Annotated in this window: 21 protein-coding genes; 6 read left to right on the forward strand and 15 right to left on the reverse strand. The window is 69.1% G+C overall.

The annotated features are described in order from the left end of the window. Nucleotides 1–549: TerD family protein (locus AC08OJ_RS10300; protein WP_476595621.1), on the reverse strand; the 549-nt coding region annotated here is incomplete at its 3' end. A gap of 287 nt (nucleotides 550–836) precedes the next feature. On the opposite strand from AC08OJ_RS10300, the gene AC08OJ_RS10305 reads away from it, so the two are divergent. Then, nucleotides 837–1,826, forward strand: coding sequence for an aldo/keto reductase (locus AC08OJ_RS10305; protein ID WP_462203528.1), 990 nt, complete (start codon nucleotides 837–839; stop codon nucleotides 1,824–1,826). A 29-nt stretch (nucleotides 1,827–1,855) separates the two neighbouring features. On the opposite strand, the gene AC08OJ_RS10310 is transcribed toward AC08OJ_RS10305, so the two are convergent. Next, nucleotides 1,856–2,431, reverse strand: a complete 576-nt coding sequence (locus AC08OJ_RS10310; RefSeq protein WP_476592619.1) for an Ntn hydrolase family protein — start codon at nucleotides 2,429–2,431, stop codon at nucleotides 1,856–1,858. Between the two features lie 190 nt (nucleotides 2,432–2,621). Here AC08OJ_RS10310 and AC08OJ_RS10315 point away from each other — a divergent pair, with 190 nt between their 5' ends. Then, entirely contained in the window at nucleotides 2,622–3,401 is a 780-nt protein-coding gene (locus AC08OJ_RS10315) for a sporulation protein (RefSeq protein WP_476592618.1), read from the forward strand. Between the two features lie 57 nt (nucleotides 3,402–3,458). Then, the gene (locus tag AC08OJ_RS10320; protein ID WP_011437295.1) at nucleotides 3,459–3,884 is read left to right on the forward strand and encodes a GNAT family N-acetyltransferase; all 426 of its coding nucleotides are present in this window, start codon (nucleotides 3,459–3,461) and stop codon (nucleotides 3,882–3,884) included. A 110-nt stretch (nucleotides 3,885–3,994) separates the two neighbouring features. Here AC08OJ_RS10320 and AC08OJ_RS10325 read toward each other — a convergent pair whose 3' ends face one another. After that, entirely contained in the window at nucleotides 3,995–4,141 is a 147-nt protein-coding gene (locus AC08OJ_RS10325) for a hypothetical protein (protein ID WP_476595613.1), read from the reverse strand. A gap of 566 nt (nucleotides 4,142–4,707) precedes the next feature. Here AC08OJ_RS10325 and AC08OJ_RS10330 point away from each other — a divergent pair. After that, nucleotides 4,708–5,313 carry a class IV adenylate cyclase gene (locus AC08OJ_RS10330; RefSeq protein WP_462203530.1) on the forward strand — a complete coding sequence of 202 codons (606 nt, stop codon included), beginning with the start codon at nucleotides 4,708–4,710 and terminating at the stop codon, nucleotides 5,311–5,313. On the opposite strand, the gene tmk is transcribed toward AC08OJ_RS10330, so the two are convergent. The 7 genes from tmk to AC08OJ_RS10365 are packed head-to-tail and all read right to left on the reverse strand — an operon-like array spanning nucleotide 5,235 to nucleotide 9,073. After that, nucleotides 5,235–5,861: a dTMP kinase gene (gene tmk, locus AC08OJ_RS10335; protein ID WP_476592616.1), complete on the reverse strand. Its 627-nt coding sequence runs from the start codon at nucleotides 5,859–5,861 to the stop codon at nucleotides 5,235–5,237. The two genes, AC08OJ_RS10330 and tmk, sit on opposite strands and share 79 nt — an antisense overlap. Then, nucleotides 5,858–5,986 (reverse strand): hypothetical protein, encoded by a 129-nt coding sequence (locus tag AC08OJ_RS10340; protein WP_476592615.1) that lies wholly within the window; start codon nucleotides 5,984–5,986, stop codon nucleotides 5,858–5,860. The genes tmk and AC08OJ_RS10340 overlap by 4 nt, the downstream gene beginning before the upstream one ends. A 23-nt stretch (nucleotides 5,987–6,009) precedes the next feature. After that, the gene (locus tag AC08OJ_RS10345; protein ID WP_476595614.1) at nucleotides 6,010–7,032 is read right to left on the reverse strand and encodes a B12-binding domain-containing radical SAM protein; all 1,023 of its coding nucleotides are present in this window, start codon (nucleotides 7,030–7,032) and stop codon (nucleotides 6,010–6,012) included. After that, on the reverse strand, nucleotides 7,029–7,322 hold the full coding sequence (locus AC08OJ_RS10350) for a hypothetical protein (protein ID WP_476592613.1): 294 nt from the start codon (nucleotides 7,320–7,322) through the stop codon (nucleotides 7,029–7,031). Before AC08OJ_RS10350 ends, AC08OJ_RS10345 begins: the two co-directional genes overlap by 4 nt. Then, nucleotides 7,306–8,112 (reverse strand): DNA glycosylase family protein, encoded by an 807-nt coding sequence (locus AC08OJ_RS10355; RefSeq protein WP_476592612.1) that lies wholly within the window; start codon nucleotides 8,110–8,112, stop codon nucleotides 7,306–7,308. The genes AC08OJ_RS10350 and AC08OJ_RS10355 overlap by 17 nt, the downstream gene beginning before the upstream one ends. Nucleotides 8,113–8,159: 47 nt before the next feature. After that, a complete protein-coding gene (locus tag AC08OJ_RS10360; RefSeq protein ID WP_476592611.1) occupies nucleotides 8,160–8,765 on the reverse strand; it encodes an ATP-binding protein in 606 nt (201 codons plus the stop codon). Next, nucleotides 8,762–9,073 (reverse strand): hypothetical protein, encoded by a 312-nt coding sequence (locus AC08OJ_RS10365; RefSeq protein WP_476595615.1) that lies wholly within the window; start codon nucleotides 9,071–9,073, stop codon nucleotides 8,762–8,764. Before AC08OJ_RS10365 ends, AC08OJ_RS10360 begins: the two co-directional genes overlap by 4 nt. Before the next feature lie 358 nt (nucleotides 9,074–9,431). Between AC08OJ_RS10365 and AC08OJ_RS10370 the strand changes: the two genes are divergently transcribed. Further along, nucleotides 9,432–10,739 carry a DNA-binding protein gene (locus AC08OJ_RS10370; protein WP_476595616.1) on the forward strand — a complete coding sequence of 436 codons (1,308 nt, stop codon included), beginning with the start codon at nucleotides 9,432–9,434 and terminating at the stop codon, nucleotides 10,737–10,739. Here AC08OJ_RS10370 and AC08OJ_RS10375 read toward each other — a convergent pair. From AC08OJ_RS10375 to AC08OJ_RS10395, 5 genes are all read right to left on the reverse strand, one after another. Continuing rightward, the gene (locus AC08OJ_RS10375; RefSeq protein WP_476592608.1) at nucleotides 10,736–11,437 is read right to left on the reverse strand and encodes an HAD family hydrolase; all 702 of its coding nucleotides are present in this window, start codon (nucleotides 11,435–11,437) and stop codon (nucleotides 10,736–10,738) included. The two genes, AC08OJ_RS10370 and AC08OJ_RS10375, sit on opposite strands and share 4 nt — an antisense overlap. A gap of 905 nt (nucleotides 11,438–12,342) precedes the next feature. Further along, nucleotides 12,343–12,546, reverse strand: coding sequence for a hypothetical protein (locus AC08OJ_RS10380; RefSeq protein ID WP_476595617.1), 204 nt, complete (start codon nucleotides 12,544–12,546; stop codon nucleotides 12,343–12,345). 235 nt (nucleotides 12,547–12,781) lie between these two features. After that, nucleotides 12,782–13,573 carry an alpha/beta hydrolase family protein gene (locus AC08OJ_RS10385; RefSeq protein ID WP_476592607.1) on the reverse strand — a complete coding sequence of 264 codons (792 nt, stop codon included), beginning with the start codon at nucleotides 13,571–13,573 and terminating at the stop codon, nucleotides 12,782–12,784. 325 nt (nucleotides 13,574–13,898) lie between these two features. Then, the gene (locus tag AC08OJ_RS10390; protein WP_476595618.1) at nucleotides 13,899–15,683 is read right to left on the reverse strand and encodes an N-acetylglutaminylglutamine amidotransferase; all 1,785 of its coding nucleotides are present in this window, start codon (nucleotides 15,681–15,683) and stop codon (nucleotides 13,899–13,901) included. A 265-nt stretch (nucleotides 15,684–15,948) separates the two neighbouring features. Further along, nucleotides 15,949–18,537, reverse strand: coding sequence for a glutamate--cysteine ligase (locus AC08OJ_RS10395; protein ID WP_476595619.1), 2,589 nt, complete (start codon nucleotides 18,535–18,537; stop codon nucleotides 15,949–15,951). A 404-nt stretch (nucleotides 18,538–18,941) separates the two neighbouring features. On the opposite strand from AC08OJ_RS10395, the gene AC08OJ_RS10400 reads away from it, so the two are divergent. Continuing rightward, nucleotides 18,942–19,303, forward strand: a 362-nt coding sequence (locus AC08OJ_RS10400; RefSeq protein ID WP_476595620.1) for an SLOG cluster 4 domain-containing protein, incomplete at its 3' end; no start/stop codon positions are given.

Genomic DNA, 19,303 nt, shown 5'->3' on the forward strand with positions numbered 1-19,303 from the left:
GGCGGGGGCCGGCGGCGGCGCCTCGTCGGCGACCTCACCGCCGTAAGAGCGGATGAGCTCGGCCAGTCCCCCCTGGAACCCCTGGCCCACGGCGGCGATCCGCCACACGCCCTTGCGGTAGATATCGGCGATCATCACGGCGCGCTCGCTGGTGAAGTCGGCGCCGGTGAAGGAGTAGCGCAGCACCTCGGTTCCCGCGACGACGATCCGCAGGTACCCCGACGAGATCGCCGAGGCGCTACCGGCACCGTCGAGGGCGGCGCAGAACGACAGCCGGCCGATCGAGGCAGGCACCTGGTCAAGGGTGACCCGGAACGCCTGACTGTCGCCGGCCTGCGGCCCGAGGAGCTGGATGGATTTCTCCGGCGACGCCGGCTGGTTGAAGAAGACGAAGTAGCGGTCGTCGGTGAGGCGATCGGCGCCGTCCAGGCCGAAGCAGGAGATGTCCCACTCCCCCGGCGCATTGATCTGGATCCCGACGTACAGGTCGGTGCCCGGGGTGATCGTCGACAGCTGCGCCTTCTGCCCTCGACTGAACTGGGTGACCAACACGCTCCCTCCACCTGGCGTTCCGTGACGGACCGGCACAACCATTACCTACCGGCATTACCGTGCCCAACCGGCCAGCCGGCACCCGCCCGCATCCGCACGAACCGGACTGCCGGCAAACTAGCAGCTGCCGGAGGGTACAGCCGAACACGTCGGCGCCGGGAACGCTGTCGATCCCCGGACAAGACGATTCGCGGACAAGACGATCCCCCGACGACACCGGCATCGGAGCGGCTACCGGTGACGCTCCTCTCGCGCCCCGGCACGGTCGGGCGTTCACTGGACAGATGCGCTACGTCGAGGGCATCACGACAGCCAGCAGTAAGAAGATATCCAAGATCGGCCTCGGAACCTGGCAGTTCGGGTCCAGGGAGTGGGGGTACGGGGCGAGCTACGCCGACACCGAGGCCGGGCGCATCGTGCGCCGGGCCCTCGAACTCGGGGTGACGCTGTTCGACTCCGCCGAGATCTACGGGATGGGGCGCAGCGAACGCATCCTCGGCTCGGCGCTGGCCGGGATCCCGGACGCGCTGGACCGGGCGTATGTGGCGACGAAGCTGTTCCCCGTGCTCCCGCTGGCTCCGATCGTCGAGCAGCGGGCGGTCGCGAGCGCGAACCGGCTCGGGGTGCACCGCATCGACCTGTACCAGGTCCACCAGCCCAATCCGGTGATCAGGGACGGCCAGACGATGCGCGGGATGGCGGCGCTGCGCACCATCGGCCTCGTCGGGGACGTCGGGGTCAGCAACTACTCGCTGACCCGCTGGCAGGACGCCGAGGCGGCGCTCGGCGCGCCCATCCTGTCCAACCAGGTCGAGTACAGCCTGGTTCGGCGCAGGCGGGGCGAGGAGCTGCTGGCGTTCGCCGCCCGGGAGTCCCGGGTCGTGATCGCCTGGAGCCCGCTGAGCCAGGGGCTGCTCTCGGGCCGCTACGACGTCACGAACCGCCCGACCGGGCGGATCCGCGCGATAAACCCGCTGTTCCTCACCGAGAACCTGGCCCGCGCCACCCCGCTGCTCGACGTCCTACGCGAGGTCGCCGCCACGCACGACGCCACCCCCGCCCAGATCGCGCTGGCCTGGGCGATCCATCATCCGTCGGTCGTCGCGATCCCGGGGGCGTCCAGCGTCGCCCAGGTGGAGAGCAACGCCGCCGCGGCCGACATCACGCTCACTGAGGACGAGTACGGCACGTTGACCGCCGCCGCGCAACGCTTCGAACCGCTCGCCGGCACGTCGGCCTTCGCCGCACTGGCCGCGGAACGGCTCCACCGCTGACCGCTGTCCGGCCAGTCCGAGGCGTCCGGTCAGTCCGGGGCGTCGTAGGTGGTCACGTCGTCGGAGGAGATGTCGTCGGAGGAGATGATGTGGAACGGCGGGCACACCCCGGTCGAGTGGTGGGCCGCGGCCTCCAGCGCCATCCGGACCCGCTGTTTCGGGTCGAGGCCCCGGGTGCTGTGCAGCGAGCCGCAGGCGTACTCGTCGCCGCTGCCGACCGCGTAGTAGTCGTCCACGCTGCGGCCGATCTGGTAGTCCGAGTCGATGCGGTAGAGGTGTCCGCGGACGCCGACCAGGAACAGCCCGCCGCTCTCATTGCCGGAGTCGTTGCGGGCGAAGCCGCCGTCGCGCAGGCAGTCCCGGACCACCGCGATGAAGTCCGTCGCCATGAACCGATCGAGATCCCAGTCCTGCGGGACCGGGGGCACGAGGCTGTAGCGGAGCAGCTGGCCCATCCGGAACGAATCAGTGAACCCCATAATGAACTCACTGTTACGAAATACCTTGGTATCCGCACGGACAGTGATAGACCAGCCGGCGACACCGGCGCTGTCCCCACCGATCACGACCCGGCCGTCCTGCTGTACCCCGACGATGCAGGTCACGAAGCGGATATGGTACCGGTTCGCCCCGAAGCCGGACGCCGTACCCCATCCGCGCCACCGGCCCGTTGACGCGCCCCGCCCGCTGTCACCCTGCCGACCCGGGAGCGGTTCCGGCGATCCAGTCGTCCTGCGGATGTGAGAACGTGTCCTACGCACACACGAGAATGGGAATGGAAGAGGACGGGCACCCATGGGGATGAAGCGGTTCATGTCGCGGCTCGGCGTGGGCGGGGCCGAGGTCGAGACCGTGCTGGACCGTCCGGAGACCCTGCCGGGCCAGGTCGTGACCGGTCTGACCACCGTTACCGGCGGCAAGGTCGAGCAGAAGATCGAGAAGGTCCTCGTCACGCTCGAGGCGACCGTCGAGGTCGAGACCGACGACTCGACCTGGCACGAGCAGATCACCTTCGGTACCCAGCAGATCGGCGGCGACTTCACTATCCACCCGGAGCAGCAGATCAGCGGCCGCTTCGAGCTGCCCGTGCCGTGGCAGACCCCGATCACCGACATCGGCGGGTGGCACCTGCACGGGATGAAGATCGGGGTGCGGACCAAGCTGGCCATCCCCGGGGCGGTGGACCCGGGTGACCTCGACGCGGTGAACGTGCACCCGCTGCCCGTCCAGGAGGCGGTGCTCACCTCCCTCGGTGACCTCGGCTTCCACTTCAGGTCCGCCGACGTCGAGAAGGGCCGCCTACACGGCTCCGACCTGCTCTTCTACCAGGAGATCGAGCTGAAGCCGTCGGGCGAGTACGCCCGGCGCATCTCCGAACTGGAAGTCATCTTCCTCGTCGACGGCTCCGGGGTGGACGTCGTCCTGGAGGCCGACCGCCGCGGCGGGCTGCTGTCCTCCGGCGGCGACGAGCTCAGCCGGTTCCGGCTCGGCCACCACGACACCGACCGGCACCAGCTCGCCGGGCTGCTCCACCAGCAGCTGGAGCACCTGGGCCGCCGCCGCGGCTGGTTCTGAGCGCTCCACCCGTCCGGGGACATCGGCTCACCTGGTGAAGCTGCAAGAATACGGTATGTGAAGATCGAGGAGCTGGAGGCGGATCGTACCTGGCTGGCGTTCGACCCCATGCGGCAGCTTCGGCCGCATCTGACCTCCACCGGGTTCGTCAAGCTCGTCAACGAGGTCCAGCGCCCCGAGGGATACCGCCTGGTCGCGTCGTGGGACGGGGAGCTGGGACGGGTGGTCGCGGCGGTCGGATTCCGGCAGGTGACCTCGCTCGCCTACGGGCGGCATCTGGTCATCGACGACCTGTCCACGATCCTGGCGGCGCGGGGGCGGGGGCACGCCACCCGGCTGCTCGCCTGGAGTGAACGGGAGGCGCGCCGGCTCGGCTGCGAACATATCCATCTCGACGCCGGCACCCACCGCTACGAGGCGCACCGGCTCTACCTGCGGACCGGCTTCACGATCGCGGCCTTCCACTTCACCCGCCGACTCTGAGATCGGGTGGCCCAGGGGATTCGCATCCTTGGGCCACCCGACCTCAAGCCGCATCGGTCCGGGGCCTGGCTCAATCGTCGCGCCGATCCGGGCTTCGTCGCCCAGGGGCTTCACGTGCTCAGCCCGGCGATCACTATGAAGAACCGGTGCGCCCGGTCGTGCGGCCACACCCGCGACAGCCCCGCGCCCACGAGCATCCCGCACACCGTCCGCCGGCCGGTCGCGGCGAGCATCCCGCAGGCCAGCGCACGGAACACCTGGAACGTCGGCGCGGTGAAACACGGCCAGAAGAACGGCCAGGGAAGACGGTACAGTGAGATCTGGGAGCATCGGCGTCCACTTTTTCGAGCTGGTTTAGGAAGCGCCGATGCTCCCGCCACCAGCCCGTCGGGCAGCCTGCTTCCCTTACCGGCACGCCGCAGCCGTGCCACACCCGGACACCACCATCCGGTCAATGGATTAAATCAACGTGCTTTAATGCCCATCGCAGAGCAATCAAGAAAACTGCGAAACTCTAGTTATTCACTAAGCCAATTATATTGTGAGTGCTTAGGATTCGGAATGAAATAAATTGTTCACTTCGGGGTCTTCGCGAGCCCGTGACCTGCGAAGACACATATTGGCTTGCATTAATTAATTCATTACGAATTCTTAGGTTGCCGCAAGACAGCTGCCCCGCGCGCCAAGTTATTCCACACACAACCATCTGGGGACGGTTATCAAGCTGGTCCAGCATTGACCGTTCCCCTCGGGCTCCCTCATAGGCAGCATCGGGGTTCCGTTACAATTTTGCCTGCTACCTCATGACCTATAGGGAGACGTTGTGCGCGAGGTTGAAGTCAAGTATTCCGTGTCGGACCTGGAGGCAGTGCTTGGCGCGCTCAGTGGGCGGGGTATCAACCTCGGCGAGGCGGTGTACCAGGACGACCAGGCCTTCGCCCCGCTCGGCTGGTCCTTCGGAGACAGCAAGCTTGGCGTGTCATTCCTGCGGCTGCGCACGGTGAACGGCCGCCACTGGTTCGCCCTCAAGCAGCCGGGCGCCAACGCCCAGGACTGCTTGGAGTACGAGACGGAAGTGGCGGACCGCCAGCAGATGCACGAGGCGATCCTTCGCATGGGCTACTGGGCGACGGTCCGGGTTGCCAAGTTCCGGCGGACCGGCCGGCATGGCGAGGTTTCGTTGTGCCTGGATGAGCTGGAAGGGGTCGGGACGTTCCTGGAGCTGGAACGCATGGTGCCCGACGACGCGCCGGCCGCCGCCGTGCAGGAGGAGTTGGCGGCCTTCGTGGCGTCGCTGGGGGTGGAAGCCGTACGCACGGTGGAGACGTACGACTCCTTGGTACGGGCCGCTCAAGAAGCGGTACGGGTGCCCTCCAGCCGGGAGAGCACAGACGCCGCCAGTACGGCGGCCACTTCCTCCCCCGTCTGAGCCCCGATGTCGTGGCACAGCACGGCGTAGCCGGCAGCTTCCATCTCGGCGGCAACGGTCCGGTAGGCATCTGCTTCGGCTGCACCGGCCTCCGGGCCGCCACGGTGGAAGCGGCTGTAGAGGCCGCGCTGGGCCGCCCGTTCGCGGGAGCGGACGGGGTCGCCCGCGAGGATGACCGTCAGATCGGGCCGGTCGGCCGCGGCCGCCAACGTCCATAGGAAGTCGGCGGGCACGCCGTCGAGGCCTTGAAGCACCAGGGAAGACGCCGCATATCGGTCGCACACCACGACAGTGCCAGCTGCCAGTGCCGGGCGGATCTCCATTTCAAGGTGCTGGTAGCGGTCGGCCGCCACCAGGCAGGCGAGGGTGATCTCCTGGTAGTCGTCAGTACCGAAGCGGGTCAGGCTGCCCAGGGGGCTGGCGGTGGGCTCCTTGGTCGCCAGCACCGGCAGCCCGGCGCCGGCGAGTTGCCGGGCCAGGGCGGCCGTGACCGTGCTCTTGCCGATGCCGCTGGGGCCGTCGATGGCGAGGAAAAAGCCGGTAGTCATCGGCGGACGCTGGAACGGGCGTGCTGCTCGCGGGACAGCTCCACCAGGGCGGCCCGCACCTCATCTACGGTGGCTTCCCCGAACCGGATGTTGACCGAGAAGTTGAACTCGTCGCGCCCGCGCATGGCTTCGTCAAGGCCGCCAACGGTTAGGTCAACGGCGGTGTAGGCCAGAAGCTGCGCGGGCTGGTAGCGGCCGGTGGCCACGATGCGGTCCCACTCCGGCGTGCCGGGATACGGGCGGAACTCGAAGACGGAGGCCCGGAAGTCCCTGGCTGGCCGTCCGCCACCTCCCACAGCTCCCTGACGTGGCGGACGGTGGCCGCCAACTCCTCGCGCGTCTCTGTGGGGAAGCCCAGGATGAAGTAGCCCTTCACCGAGATGCCGCGCTCGGTGAGGCGACGGACCACGGAGCGGGTCATATCGGGGTTGATCCGTTTGCCCATGTACCCAAGCAGCCGCTCACTGCCGGACTCGACACCCAGAGCAACTTCCCGCAGGCCGTTGGCGGCCAGTACATCCAACAGGGCGTCATCGGCCCGATGCAGGATGTTGATACGGCCGGTGGCATCCCAGACGAAGCGCTCCCCGAGGCGGGCGGCGGTGAAGGCCTCCATGCACTGCCGGATGAACCGCTCGTAACCGAGAAAAAGATCATCGACGAAGCGGAAAGCGGTTACGCCGCCCGTGGCGTGCAGCACCTCCATCTCGGCGATAATGCCGGCAGGGGTGCGGGTGCGGATGGTGATGTCCGGGTTGGCGCTGACGGCGGCGCCACAAAATGAGCAGTCGTACAGGCAGCCGCGGGCACCGACCATGTTGGCCTCGACGCGGCCGTCTGGCGCCTGGTACGGGTCGCCCACCAGAAACCGGCGGTCGACGAAGGGCAGGCGGTCCACATCTGGGGCCAGGTGGTGGCCCGCGCCCGGCTGGCCGCCAGTGACGGGCTGGTGAAGGATGGGGTCGAGCCACATCACGCCGGGTAGGTCGGCGCGGGAGCGCTTGTCCTGCAAGAGTTCTGCCACGCGGGTTTCGCCCTCGCCAAGCACCAGGGCTTCGAGCGCCCCGAAGCGGGGGTCGGCGATGATGGCTTTGGGCATGGCCTTGGCCTGGTGCCCGCCGACCATGACCATGATGTCCCGGTCCAGGCCGGCGGCGATTTCGGCGCTCACCTCGTAGGTGGGGCCAAGAGGTTGAAGCCGGCCCAGCGCGGGCCGAGGCTGTTCATCAGCTGATAGGTCTCTTTGATGCCGAGTCCCAAGGCTTCGGCGTCAAGTACGCCGACGTTGAAGCCCTGGCTGCTCGCGTAGGTAGCGATGTAGGCCATGCCCAGTACCGGCAAGGTGAAGTCGTTCACCCGTGGGCGCAGGCCGTAGTCACGCAAGGGGGCGTTGATAAAAACGGCGTCGAGCGGGCGGTTCAGGTCGGCGCCCAGGACGGGGCCGTCATCCAATGTCTCCATGTTGCGATCCCCAAGCAAGGGTCAGGAGGGTCAAGGTCGATAGGTGTTCCCCCGCCAGATGCCGCCACTGAGCGCCGAAGGCACGCTCGTTATGGAACCAGTGGTGCGCCGGGGCAGCCCGCCCCGCCCACGTGCGTACGGCTAGATCGGCGTAGGGGTACAGGTCCCAGGTATTGGTGTAGTCGGCAACGGCCGCGCCGGCCGTCCAAGGGCCGATCCTCTGGACGCTCTGCAATTCGTCGATGAGGGCCGGTAGGGACAGACGCTTCCAGTTTTCGCCGTGGGCCAGGTAGGCCGTGGCGGCGGCCCGGAGCGCTGCCCGCTTGAAAGCGATCCCAAGCTCTCCGTATTGTTCGTCGTCCAGCTCCAGGAGTTTTTCCGGACTCGGAAACAGGCCGTAGGTGTCGCCGTCCGGCAGGGCCGCCTGCTGCCCGTGGGCTGCGCACAGCTGTCGGTAGAGCTTCTTGGACTGGCCCGCCCGGATGACCTGGCGCAGGATCGCGGTCGCCAGCGCCTCCCACAGCGAGGGGTTGCGGAAGCGGCCCACGTTGCCCAGGCCAGCCAGCTCCTTGGCCAGCTCCGGCACTTCACTGGCAGCGCCGTCCGGCATCCCGAAGACATCCGCCAGCGGCTCCGCCTCGTCGCCGCCCAGCGCCGTGAGCGTGAGGTTGCCGCCGTGAACCTCCGCCAAGACCGGGCCGCCCGGCAACGCAAATACGCGGCGTACCCCGGTATCGGCGGGAAGCCAGGCGGGGTATTCGGTCATCCAGCGGTCTGCGGAAAACGGCATGAGGAAACTCCGGAAGTACGGCTGTATTGGGCGAGGATATGACGCTATTATCTCATGGCGTCGCTCCGGGGTAGGCGGCCGTCCATGGCGCGCAGGCCATCGAGCCCCCGTTTCAGTACGGCCATGTCATCGAAAACCAACCCAGGATCGGCACGTGCAACCGTGGGCCGGCGGTGTGGGAGAAGTGGGCCCGACTCCTCAGCTTCGGACGGCACCGGTGCCTCAATCTGGCACCAGGTAACTTTGCCAACTCCGGTGGGCGACGGGTAATAGGCTGCCGCAAGGCTCAGGGCTTCGACAATGTGGAGACCCCGACCGCTCTCACGATCAAGATATTGAACCTGAAGTTCAGGCGGCTTCGGGTTACGATCCCAGATTTCGATGATGAGGCTTCGCGCGGCCCAGCTGATGCGCATGGATACAATAGACCTTAAGCTACCACCCGAACTTTCTGTGGCCCGGACGGCATTGGTAATGAGTTCTGAAATCAACAGTGCCGTGGTGTCGAGAAGATCTGTAAGTCCCCAGCCCTCCAGCAGCCCGGCCGCCGCCTGCCGCGCCAAGGCCGGGGCCGTGGTGGCGGCGGCGAACTGGTGGACGCTCGCACGCAGGTGGGCAGCTGGCTGGGGCGCGGTGCTGGCCGGAAGGTTCATGCCGGCCCCGGGGAGGGGGTGGCCGGCGAAACGGTGAGCACCCGGACGCCCAACACCTCGATCTCCACTTCGATGGCCTGCCGGACGGCGGGCAACCGGCGCAGTTCCGCGGTGACGGCCTCGGTTCGCTCCTCCAAGGCCGCCTGCTGCACAGCGGTGGTGAGCAGGTCGCCCGCGTCGCAAGCAAGCACGACCCCGGCGGCTTCCAACCGTCCCAACGCCGCCCCGAGCCCTTCAGCAATGAGCCGCAGCGCCGCGCCGCCCGGCGGCCCCAGCCCGGAGTCTTGCCCTTCGGTGTCCCTGTCCACCGATTTCCTCCCCTCCTGGCACGGATGGATGACGCCCGAGGCCGGGGAGCGGGGTCCTCAGACCCGGCCCCGGGCGCCTTGGTCCTCAGCGTGAGCGGGCGGAACGGATACGGCCATGACGGGCCATGTATGACGGCTATACGTGCCGCCGCCGGTTCCCCACCTGGCGTGACCAACACCCCTTTACACTGCTGCCGAGCGCACTGGGACGACCACGAACGGGGCAGTCGGGGGCATGGACGGGGCATCAGGCCGCTACTGCCGGTCCTGCGGGAGCCGCCTAGCCCGCGACAACGCGGCCGGGTCCTGTGCCCCGTGCCAGCGCAAACAGGAGCAGCTTCGCCTTCAGGCCCCGGTGGTGCCCGATCACTTCTGGCAGACCGATGAACTGCGCGACGCCCTGGCTAGCTGGCACATCGGCCGGGTGATCGCCGCCTACCGCCGCAACCCTTGGCACGGCAGGGTGCTGTCTCAGGAACTGGTCGGCGGCTGGGCCGACATCTCCCAGGTGCAGCTATCCCGCATCGAGTCCGGCCCGCCCATCAAGGACTTGGACCGGCTCATGATGTGGGCCCGGACCTTGCGCATCCCCGCTCACCTGCTGTGGTTCCAGCTTCCGGAACAGCGAACCGCACCCATCGCGGCGGCCCCGCCGCCGGCATCCGCGGGGCCAGACCTGCCCGCGCTGCTGGGCAGCCTGACGGCTGGGCGCCTCCCGCTGGCCGCCGGCGAGACCCGTAGCCCCACCATCGGCATCTCCGCCTTCGAGGGCATGACCACGGGCCAGAGCGCCGAACTGCTACTCAAGTTGTTCTTGCAGCTTGACGACGAACTGGGCGGGGACAGCCTGTACCTGCCCCTCTCCCGGTACGTAGCCCGGATGGCGGTGACGGTGGCGCAGGACCCCGGCGACAGGTTGCTTCCCTTCGGCCAGCTCGCCCAGATGACAGGGTGGCTGGCACTAGACGCCGACCACCACGGGCAAGCCCGACGCTATTTCACCACCACGATCTACGTTGCCCACGAGAGCGATGAACCGGGCCTGGCCGCCAGCGCCCTGGGCTACATGGGCCTTCAGGAGACCTACCGGGGGCAGCGGGGGCCGGCGCTGTCGCTCGCGCAAACGGCGCTGGCCTCCGGGACGGCCGGCCTCACGCCGCTGACCAAGACGATGCTGGGCACGCGGCTGGCCCGTGCCCAAGCCGGAGTTGGCGACCAGGACCGCTGCCGGCGCACCCTCGATGCCGCCCGCACCGACTTCGAGCGTGCCGGCCACCGGGATGAGCCACTGTGGGTGTCCTACATCGACGAGGTGGAAGTGGCCGCCCAGGAAGGCGCCTGCCTCCTCGAACTGGGCCAAACCGGCGAAACCGCATCGGCGCTGACCAGGGCGATTGGCCTGCTTACCCACCAGGCACCCCACCGCGTCCGAGACCGGGTGCATTATTTGTCCCGACTGGCGAAATGCCATCTGCGGGCCGGTGACGTTGAGCAGGCCTGCCAGACGGCGGCTGACGCCCTGGCCCTGAGCGAAGCCATCGGCTCGAAGCGGGTGGCCCTGCGCCTCAAGGAATTTGCGGATGGGCTTGAGCCCTTCGGCACCGTGCCCGCGGCGCGGGACTTCGGCGAGCGGTTCCGGCTGGCAACCGCCGGCCCCGGCAGCTAGCCCACGAGTCCGAGGACAGCAGCTTGGAGTGCGCGGGACCGGGTGAGGTCCGGCAAAACGGCGTCGGCCCTGGCGGCTTCGAGGTTCCCCACGCTGCTGCTGCCGGTGGCAACCCCCACTGCCCGCACGCCAGCGTCGTGGGCGCCCTTCACATCGTGCGGCGTATCGCCGATCACCACCACCCGGGTCCGGGGGAAGCTCACCTGGTGGGCGGCTTCGGCCCGCTTGATCGCGAGCCGGACCAACACGGCCCGGTCGCTGTCGTCGTCCCCATAGCCGCCCACCGCCAAGTCCAGATGATCCGTGAGCTCGAAGGCGGCTAGCTTAACTTCGGCGATGGAGCGCAGGTTGCCGGTCACGACGGACTGCACCACATCCTCGGCAATCAACGCCGCAATGGCTTCATTGGCACCGGGCAGGCTGCGGCCGGCGCCCCGCATCCGGTCCTGGAGCTGCCGGGCCGCCTCGCCCAGGGCGTCGTAAAAGGCCGGTAGCAGCGGCTCCGGCTCCGTGATCCCGCCAAGCCGGAGGGTCTCGATGATGATGGCCCGCTCCGTGCGGCCGGTCATGTCGGCCAGCTGCTCCATGGGGCTGCCGGTGACGAGCTGGTAGGCGCGGGCGTAGATGTCCCGGCCGACGCCCTTGATCTCAAGCAGCGTGTGGTCGATGTCCCAGAGGATGAGGGCGGGTTCGGTCACGGGGCCATGATCTCATAGCAGGCGAAGCTGGTGGTCCTGACCGGTGGCCCCTCCGCAGCCTGGATAGCCGCTCTTGACCGGCACCGGCACCCTTGCCCGCGCCGTTCAACAGAAGTACAGCAAGGTTGCACCAGCCTCCTGCCCTCGACAACTCCGCGCGGGCCTGGGTGGTGGAGCTAGCGCGCGCCGCCTGGCGCATGTTCGTCGCTGCCTGCCTGGCCATCCACGTCACGCACTGCATCCTGAGCGGCCGCAAGCGCCCCCAGCGCCGTAACTTGCCAAGCATCCGGCCGCCCTGAACTTGACTTTCGCGGTTATACGGCGTTGGTGTCCCAGGCCAGTCGGAGGGTGTGGAGTTCTGCCGGGGTCGATGGTTCGGGGCGAGTGGGTTGATATTTGGCGGCGATGAGGACGCGGCGGAGCTTGGCGGCCATGTCGGCGGTGGAGGGGCGGGTTTTGGTGGTGTACCAGGAGGCGCGCGGGTGTGGTGGTCGGTGGCGTCGTCGGGGTGGTGACCGGCGGTGGCGTACCAGACGGTGGTCAGGGTCTGGCAGGTCAGGCCGAACGGGACGGTGCGCTCGATCGCGGCTTTTGCCCGGTTGTGGGCTTGCCCGACGCCGAAGATCTGCTTGGCGTCCGCGATCGCGACCTCCATGGACCATCTCGCCGCGTACCGTTCGATGATCTGCGCTGGTTTGGTGAGGGCGTCGGTGGTGACCAGGGCCAGGTCGTAGGTGCCGGCGCGGTCTGCGTTGTTGCGGACGAGGATCACGGTGACCGGGCAGGTGGCGAACACCCCATATCACAGGCAGGACACGGCGGCGGCGTGCACGGTGGTGGTGCGGCCGTAGCGGGGTGAGCCCGTACAGGGCGGCGTCCTTGCGTAGCCGGGTGGTCCAGGTCATCTAGACGGGCAGGGTGCGTAGCTCGTCCCCGGCGTAGGCGGCGTCGCCGACCGTGTGGATCGTCCGCCCGGGCATGGCGGTGGCCAGTTTCTCGGTCATGCGGGCGGCCAGCCACAGCCGGGATGCGGAGGTGGTGTCCTTGCGGACCAGAGCGTGTCGTCGACCGCGACCGTGACTGGCGCTCCGGCGGGGACGAGCAGGCACACCACGAGCCGGGCTAGGACCAGCCCGACCTCGTCGACGGACCAGTGTCTGGATGGTAAACAGAGACTGCAAGAACAACGGCCTGTCACCGCCGGAATCCCGGCAGAGCCATTTTCTTTGGCAGACCCGTACCGGACTGTCCGCGCACAGCACAGCGTCAGCGAGCTCGAACAGCGCGTCCGACCACCGGGTCAAATCTTTGGCAAGAAACCAGGATCAGCAGGAGGTCGGGGAGTCAGGGGGCCAGCAGCCGGGGGGTCAGCCAGTCGACGACGGCTCGGACAAACGACCTGCGGTGGCGCAGATCCGCGATCTCGTGCCCCTCGCCGGGAAAGAGCAGGTAACGGCAGTCGACGCCGCGAGCGAGGGCCGCGGCGACCGTCTGCTCGGCCTCGATCACCGGGACGTTGGTGTCGTTCTCCCCGTGCACGACGAGCAGCGGCGCGGCGAGGGCGCTCATCCGGTGCAGCGGGGACAGCGCCCGCAGCAACGCCGGCTCGGTGCGTGGATCACCGTACTTGGTGACCGCGGACGCGGCGATCCACGGCTCGGTGTACTGATAGAAGCTCTCCAGATCAACCATCCCGCAGACGTCCACCCCGACCCGGAACAGCTCCGGGAGCTGGACCATCGCCGCCAGCGTCAGATAGCCGCCGTAGGAGCGGCCGGCGACGCCGATCTGGTCCGGGTCGGCCAGGCCCGTCGCGACCAGATGCGTCACGCAGCTGCGGACGTCGGCGATGCCACTGAACCGACGATGGGTGTGGTCCGCCTCCTCGAACGACCGGCCGAATCCGGTGGAGCCGCGCACGTTCGGCGCGAACACCGCGATCCCCCGGGCGAGCACGGCCTGGAACAGCGGGTTGTAGACGGGACGCTCCTGCGCCTCCGGGCCGCCGTGCAGGTGGAGCAGGGTCGGGACCGGTCCTCGCGGGCCGTGCGGGCGGGTACCACCAACCGGACAGTTCCCGGCCGTCGTGGGCTGGCAGGGCGCACGGCACCGGACGGACCAGCCGCGGGTGGTCACCGGTGCGGGGCCCGGGGATCCCGGGTACGCGCGCCGGCGCGGATGGCCCGGATGGCGCGGGTGGCCCGGGTGGCACAGCGCGGGGGCGCCGCCGCGATCGCCGACGAAGGCGAGCCGACCATGCGGGCCGGTACTCGGTGCGCGACAGCTCGCCGCCGGGACGCCCGGAGTCGACGGTGTGCGGCACCGCCGGCTGCGTCACCACCGGCCGCGCCACCGCCGGCCGTCCCACCACCGGCCGTCCCACCGCGGGTCGGATCATGTCACTCCAAGGGATCATGCGACTCGGTCGTGCGACGTACGTGGGTCGTGCGACCTACGTAGATCACGCGACCGTGTGGGTCTGGAGCCACATCTCGAGCAGCGCGGCCTGCCACAGGGCGTTCGCGCCGAGCATCGTGCGGTTGTCGTTCGGGGCGGCGAGCATCGTCCGGACCCACACCGGCCGGAACAGGCCCCGCGTCTTCGCCGCCGGATCGGTGAGCGCCTCGCGCACCCGGTCCAGGAACGGCCCGTCGAGATGACGGATCGCCGGCACCGGGAAATACCCCTTGGGTCGGTCGATGACGTCGACCGGCATCAGCGGACGGCCGATGTTCTTGAGCACGCCCTTGCCGCCGGAGGCGAGCTTCAGCTCCGGCGGGCAGGCGGCGGCGAGCTCGACCAGCTCGTGGTCGAGGAAGGGGGTGCGGGCCTCGAGCCCCGCGGCCATCGTCATGTTGTCGACCCGTTTCACGGGGTCGTCAACGAGCATGATCGTCGAGTCGATGCGCAGCGCGGCGTCGACGGCGGTCTCGGCGCCCGGCCGGGCGAAGTGGGATGCGACGAAGTACCGGCTGGCATCGGCCTCGATGAGATGGTGCGGCTCCACCATCGCGGGCAGGTCCCGGTGCGGTCGGTCGGCGAAGACCCGCAGGTAGGCGTCGACGGCGTCGGTCCGCCCAACACCCGCCAGCGGCGGATACCAGGAATACCCGGCGAAGACCTCGTCGGCGCCCTGCCCCGACTGCACGACCTTGACGTGCCGGGAGACCTCCTGGGAGAGCAGGTAGAAGGCCACGCAGTCGTGGCTGACCATCGGCTCGCTCATCGCGGCGATGGCCGCGTCGACGGCGGGCAGCAGCCTCGTCCCCGGCACCCGGATCTGGTGATGGTCGGTATCGAAATACCGGGCGATGACGTCGGAGTAGACGAACTCGTTGCCGGGCTCGCCGCCGACGGCCTCGAACCCGACACTGAAGGTCGCGAGATCCTTCTGCCCCGCCTCGGCGAGCAGCGCGACGATCAGACTGGAGTCCAGCCCACCGGACAGCAGCACGCCGACCGGGACGTCGGCGACCATCCGGCGGCGCACCGCGAGGCGCAGCCGCTCGGCGATCGCGTCCTGCCAGTCACGGGCGGTCCAGTCCGCGTGCGCGGGATCGCGGGTGAAGCTGGGACGCCAGTACAGGTCGTCGGTCGAGGTGCCGTCCGGTTCCACCACCCGCACGGTCGCCGCGGGCAGCTTGCGCACCCCGGCCAGAATCGTGTGCGGGGCGGGCACCACGGAATGGAACGACAGGTAGTGGTGAAAGGCGACCAGGTCGATGTCGGAGGAGACGCCGCCGCCGGCGAGCAGGGCCGGCAGGGTGGAGGCGAACCGCAGGCGCTCGCTGTTCCCGGTGAGGTAGAGCGGCTTGATGCCGAGCCGGTCCCGGGCGAGGATCAGCCGCCCGCTGTCCCGCTCGGCGATGGCGAAGGCGAACATCCCGGCGAAGTGGTCGACGCAGCGTCTCCCCCACCGGTGGTACGCCTTGCCGATCACCTCCGTGTCGGAGGTGGAGAAGAAGCGGTAGCCGGCCGCGACCAGCTCGTCACGCAGCTCCTGATAATTGTAGATGCACCCGTTGAACACCGTGGTCAGGCCGAGCTCGTTGTCCACCATGGGCTGGGCACCGCGCTCGGACAAATCGATGATCTTCAGGCGACGGTGCCCGAACGCAACTGGGCCGGCGGACCACACTCCCACGCCGTCCGGGCCCCGCGGCACCATCGTCGCGGTCATCCGCACCACCGCGTCGACGTTCGCTCCCCGGCCGTCGAATCTCAGCTCGCCACTCAGCCCGCACATGTGCGCTCCCGTCAATCGATGAAGTCAGGCGAGATCCATTCCCCGGGGCTTCCTTCCCGATACCGCAGCCGTTGATTACGACCTCACTCTCGAGGACGGAGATTTCACAACAGTGTCCGCGATGTTGCCAACTCCCTCGGTCGCCAACCCGCGCGGAACCGCAGTGCACCCGCGACGGAGCACCCCGCGACGGAAGACCGGGCCACCCTGGATCAGACTACGGAGAGTAGCGGTCACGGAACGGTTGACGACGGGGAATCACCGGCTAACGGCGGGGAATCCAGGTGTCCTTGGACCCCCCGCCCTGTGAGGAGTTGACGATCAGACTGCCGGGAGGCGCCACCCGGCTGAGCGCCGCGGGCACCACCCGCGGCTCCCGCCCGGCGTAGACGAAGACCCGCAGATCCACCGCGCAGGGTTCGAGATGGCTGTCGTGCCAGGTCGGATGGGTCGACAGCGACACCAGTTCCTGGCCGATCCACTGCCGGGGATCGGCCAGGATCCGCTCGCGGACCTCGGTGAGCCGGTAGGGCTCGGCGCGCGGCCCGATGACCACGCCGGACCCGCCGTACCCGTCGACCGGCTTCACCACCAGTTGATCGAGGTTGTCCAGCACGTGTTCACACTGCTCCGGGTCACCGCAGACATAGGTCGGCACGTCGTCGAGCACCGGCTGCTCGCCCAGGTAGTAGGTGACCATCCGCGGGACGTAGGCGTAGACGACCTTGTCGTCACCCACCCCGTTACCCAGAGCGTTCGCCATGCCGACCCGGCGGGCCCGGATCGCGCGCAGCAGCGGGAGCCCCAACGGGGTGCCGTCGGCTCCGAGGGCGCCGAACAGGTCGTCCTCGTCCATCCGGCGGTAGAGGACGTCGACGCGGCACCGCCGGGAGCCGTCGATCCGGTGGACGACGTCGTTGTCGTCGACCAGCAGATCCGCCGGTTCCACCAGCGCAACGCCCATCTTCTCGGCGAGCAGGGAATGCTCGAAGTACGCCGCGTCGGTCTTCCCGCCGGTCAGCACGGCCACCGCCGGTTCCCCCGCGGCCGCCGCCGGGGCCGCCGCGACCAGCGCCTCGTGCAGCAGGGCGGATATACCGTCCAGCCGCAGGATGCCGGCCGGCGGACCGAGCTCCGGCAGCACCGACTCGGCGAGCCGCCGGCCTTCCATGGCGTAGGCGATACCGGACGGGACGCGCAGGTTGTCCTCCAGCACCAGCCAGCCGCCGTCGCCACCGCCGCGGACCAGGTCGATGCCGGCGACGGTCACCCGGATGGCGTCCGGGCCGGCGGCGCGACCGCCGTGGCGCAGGCTCGGCGCGTCGTTGACCACCCAGGCCGGCACGATCCCGTCGGCGACGGCCGCCCGCTCGCCGTAGATGTCGTGCAGGAACGCCTCCAAGGCCCGGACCCGCTGGCTCAGCCCGGTCGTCAGGGTCGTCCAGTCGTCGGCGGCGATGATCCGCGGGACCAGGTCGAACGGAAAGGGACGGCTGGTGGAGTCCCCCGAGGCCCGGAAGATGATCCCCCGGTCGTTCTGCTCGGCCTCGCGCGTCCCGACCCGTTCGTCGAGGATGCCCGGGCCGAGCCGTTCCAAGGTGCGCATGACGGCCCGGTACTGGGGACGGACCGCGCCGCGGGCATCGACGATCTCGTCGTACCCGGTCGGCTGGTAGCGCTCGAGCAGCCGCGGCGCAATCTGGTCGGAGGCGGACACGGCGGGCGCGCTCCCCAGCGCGGCCGCCGCCCCCGCGGGCGGGACGTCGCGGGTCTCGGCCAGCACCAGATCCGCGACGTCGGTGAGCAGACCCCGACGGGCGAAGGCCCGACTCTGGCGGTGCGCGGAGCTGCCCCGGCCAACGGCCTGTTCGGCCAGGTTGTCGATGAGCTCCCAGTCGTCGAACCGTTCGAGCTGCGGGCGGACCTCGGTGAGCAGCCGGCGCAGCATGGCCTGGGCCGGTATAGGGCCGGTACCGAGGATGTCGACGAGGTCGCCCTCCAGGCCGGACCGGGCCGCCCGCCAGGTCGCCGCGCGCAGCAGCTCCGCGCGCGGCGGCGGGGCCTGGCCGCCGGCCTCAATCTTCTCGATGGCCTGGCACACCAGCGCCCGGAACAGCCCGGCGATGAGGATGACGTTGTCGACGTCCGGGCAGGCATCGCAGATGCGCAGCTCGACGGTGGGCAGGTGGGCCGACGGGCGGACGTCGAAGTAGACCATCCCCGGGTCGCTGATCACCCCGGACTTGATCAGGTCCGCCACGAGCTGGTCGTACTCGGCGGCGGTCCGGAAGGACCCGGCGACCCCCGCGGTCGGCCAGCGCTGCCACACCAGCGTGCGCATGCTCGCGTAGCCACTGTCGGCACCCATCCAGAACGGCGAGCTGGCCGAGAGCGCCAGCAGCATCGGCAGCCACGGCGCGGTCCAGGCGACGACGGCCATCGCGAGGTCACGGTCGGCCACGTCGACGTGCACCTGAGCGCCGCAGATGAGCTGCTCGCGCGCGACGATCTGGTAGTCCTCAGTCATCTGCTCGTAACGGTCGTCCCGGGAGACGTCGAGCAGATCCATGTCCACGATCGGCACGGTGCCCGCGGCGGCCGGCCCGAGCCCAAGCTCGCCGGTCACCTCCGCGAGTCGCCGCCGCAGATCGAGCAGGTTCGTCCGCAGCTCCAGCAGATCCGCCGTCGGCTGACTGTTCGTCTCGACAACCGATTTCAATAGCTCTGGGGAGAACGAGTCCCCGTCGAGCCGGCGGAGGATTTCCTCGGCCCTGGGAACGAGCTGACGGGTGGTGAGATCGAGGATGTGAAATTCCTCCTCGACGCCGACGGCCACGATTCGTGCGTCGCTCATGGCGGGCTACGCTACGGCCTGCCGGTTACACATGCGTGTCACAGCTATGACCCGCCTCGGGAAGAATCCCGCATTACTCGCCACGGACCTGCACCCCCACCCTTGTCGTCGCCGGGTACCGGCCGCCACCCGACGCCTCGCCCGAGGCCTCGCCCCGGCCCACCTGCGTGACCACGACCACTCGACCACGACCACTCTCGCCCGGTCTCGTCCGGCCCGTCCATCCGGTCCGTCGGCCCTGCTGGCGGGGCCGGCGGCCCCAACAGGGTCTCTACTATCCCGCCGGGCCTCGATAAAACGTGACGAAACGTGCAGGGCGCGGACTCTCCGATGTGGCTGTCCGATGCGGCTGTCCGATGCGGCGCGCGGTCGCTCGACCGGCTCACCGGCGGGAGGATCGACGGATGCGGCGGGACGGGCGGATGCGGCGGGACGAGGTCTACATCGGGGTGATCGGGCCGGCCAAGGCCACCGTCCGTGAGGTCGCCACCGCCGAGTCCGTCGGACGGCGTCTCGCCGAGGTCGGCTGGTACGTCGTCTGCGGGGGCCTGGGCAGGATCATGGCAGCGGCCTGCCGGGGCGCCCGATCGGTCGGCGGGACGACGATCGGGCTGCTGTCGGGCCTGTCCCGGGACGAGGGAAACGACCATCTCACCGTCAGCCTCCCGACCGGGCTGGGCGAGCTGCGCAACGGCCTGCTCGTCCGCGGCAGCGACGCGTTGGTCGCCGTCGGCGGAAGCTGGGGAACGCTCAGAGCCTGTTTTTG

This window comes from Frankia sp. CgKIO3 (genome assembly GCF_977946435.1).